This is a genomic window from Mesorhizobium sp. M2A.F.Ca.ET.037.01.1.1 (assembly GCF_003998075.1).
Lineage (GTDB): Bacteria > Pseudomonadota > Alphaproteobacteria > Rhizobiales > Rhizobiaceae > Mesorhizobium.
Map to the genome: position 1 here is coordinate 1 of NZ_RZSA01001178.1, position 1824 is coordinate 1824.

General features: G+C 62.9%; 2 protein-coding genes and 1 pseudogene. 2 read left to right on the plus strand and 1 reads right to left on the minus strand.

What is annotated here, in order from left to right:
* Positions 1 to 265: 265 nt before the first annotated feature.
* Together EOA27_RS34770 and EOA27_RS34775 are read left to right on the plus strand one after the other, a co-directional pair.
* On the plus strand, positions 266 to 763 hold the full coding sequence (locus EOA27_RS34770; RefSeq protein ID WP_126083318.1) for an N-acetyltransferase: 498 nt from the start codon (positions 266 to 268) through the stop codon (positions 761 to 763).
* Positions 764 to 893: 130 nt separating this feature from the next.
* On the plus strand, positions 894 to 1256 hold the full coding sequence (locus EOA27_RS34775) for an Imm8 family immunity protein (RefSeq protein WP_126083319.1): 363 nt from the start codon (positions 894 to 896) through the stop codon (positions 1254 to 1256).
* Positions 1257 to 1315: 59 nt separating this feature from the next.
* On the opposite strand, the pseudogene EOA27_RS34780 reads toward EOA27_RS34775, so the two are convergent.
* Positions 1316 to 1824 (minus strand): annotated as a pseudogene (locus EOA27_RS34780) (AAA family ATPase); the annotation flags it as partial.

Here is a 1824-nt window from a genome sequence, read left to right on the forward strand (position 1 = left end):
TCCGTAAGTCGCATCCCTGGCGATGCCCGCTTAAACCAAAGGTGAGCAGTGTCTCGTGCTCGGCGGGACAGCGTCTCATCAATGGCCCGCTGCCGCCTCTATCGGTCCGGCAGCGGGCTATCGAGCAGCAGGATCGTTTGCGCCGCCCGTGATAGCCGCTTGAACGCCCGAAAGGCGCCGCCCGGATCCGCGCTTTCGGCGCGCCCGGGGGTTGGCCGCGCACCGCGCTTCGCCCTATCTTCGGATGGAAACGAGGACCAAGACCATGACCCGCATCCGGGCGATGACGAGGAACGATCTTGCCGATGTGTCGCGGCTGCTCGGCCAATCCTGGCGGCGGACCTACGCGCCGATCATGGGCGACGAGACCGTGGCCCGGCTCTCCGACGAAAGGCACGCGCCGGACCAGCTTGCGCAAGAACTGGAAGACGAGGACAAGATGTCTTTCGTCGCCGAACGCGCCGACGGCTCGATCGCCGGCTATGCGATGGCGGCGATGGACGCCAAAGGCGACGTCACGCTGGAGCGGCTGCATATCGAGCCGCAGGCATTCGGCAGCGGGCTTGCGGTCGACCTTCTGCATGCCGTGCTTGCCGCCCATGCCGGCATCCCCTCGATCGCGCTGGAGGTGATCGAAGGCAACGACCGCGCGATCGCCTTCTACCGCAAGCACGGCTTCGAAGTGGTCGAGCGCCGGGAAGCCGCCCACGGCGTCCGCGGGCACGCCTCGCTGATCATGCGCCGCATGCTGCCGAGGGCTTAGAGACGGCGGCAATGGCCGCTGCGTTGACGCAAACGCTCTGGTCTATCGACGACCTTTGCGAGAAGATGGACGCCGTTGCGCCGAAGCCGGGAAAGCGCGGTCCCCATAGGAAGCAGGAAAAGCGAGTTTCATGAAAGCGGAGTATAAGGGTCATAGGATTGTGGACGCCGATAAGCTCGCGTTCGATCTCTCCACATGGCGCCCGTCTGATCCAACTGATTTTTCGCTCACCATCGATTTTTATGCGGGAGAAGAGGGCAAAGAGGGCTCAGATGCCTTCACGGCCACGGTGTGTTCGCCGACATGGTTTCTTCGGTCCCACACAGAAGCAGTCTTTTCAGGTGAAAGCGTGATCTTCATGCGGACCTTCGATCACACTCAACTGGAAGAATTTCTCATCGCTCGATGCGCTTCGGCCAAAGGCAATAGCTGGAAGGAGATAGCCTGTGAGCTTTCGCGGGTCGGGCTATGGGAATTCGAATACAAGCTCTGAATTTCAAACTGGGAAACTACACGCTAGCGCGAATTTCGAACCAATCAATTAGATCGACATCAAGCAGCAGCTCGCATGCGCAGCGCCTGCATGACGCTGTCCTCGAACGCGCCTGGCGCTCTGCCCGCTTCGGCCAGTTGCGCTGCATCCCAGCTTCGGTTCAGGCTGCCATCGGCCATCAGCACCGCGCGATTACAAAGCGCCGGCACGGCTTCCACCACATGGGTCGACACGATCACGGCGTGGCGGCCGCTCGCGCAAAGCGCGGTGATCACGCGTTTCACCTCCCAAGCGGCGACCGGATCGAGGCCGTTCAGCGTCTCGTCGAAAATCAGCAGCGGCGGCCGGCCGAGAAGCGCTGCGAGGATCGCGACCTTGGCTCGCGTGCCAAGCGAATATTCGGCGATCGGGCGATCCATCCAGCGGCCGAGTTCGAGCCGCTCCAGAAGGTCGGCGCCCGGCAGATCGGCACTCGGCAGATCGCCGGGCGCGGAGCCGCGGATCGAGGCGACGAGCTCGATATATTGGCGTCCCGACAGCGGCGCCGGCAATTCATGCGGCTCGATGG

What these genes read in the sequence shown, in the direction of transcription:
- EOA27_RS34775 (WP_126083319.1), top strand. Translation starts at nt 894, where the DNA reads ATGAAAGCGGAGTATAAGGGTCATAGGATTGTGGACGCCGATAAGCTC.
- EOA27_RS34770 (WP_126083318.1), top strand. Translation starts at nt 266, where the DNA reads ATGACCCGCATCCGGGCGATGACGAGGAACGATCTTGCCGATGTGTCG.